Annotated in this window: 1 protein-coding gene; it reads left to right on the top strand. The window is 56.0% G+C overall.

Features of this window, described 5'->3' with window-relative positions; genetic code table 11:
* Nucleotides 1–25: 25 nt before the first annotated feature.
* A partial coding sequence (locus E1297_RS00115; protein ID WP_155132485.1) for a transposase occupies nt 26–225 on the top strand: 200 nt, incomplete at its 3' end.

The raw sequence follows: 225 nt of genomic DNA, 5'->3' as shown, positions 1-225 counted from the left end.
TTCTTGGTCAAGTCTGGAGGGTTGCATGGGGCCGCAACACAAGATGCAACGGCGTAGCGCGGAGGAGAAGCGGGAAATCTACCGACAAGCTTTGGAACCGGGCGCATCAGTTCGGGCAACGGCTCTGCGGCACGGAGTCAATGTCAGTCTGTTTCATCATTGGCTGAACGATCCGCGCGTCCGACCAAACGATCGGGTTTGCGGCAATTTTCTAGCTGTCGAAAT

Source organism: Roseibium sp. RKSG952 (assembly GCF_009711355.1).
Note: the sequence above shows the minus strand (reverse complement) of the source record. Positions and strands in the feature narration are given on the sequence as shown.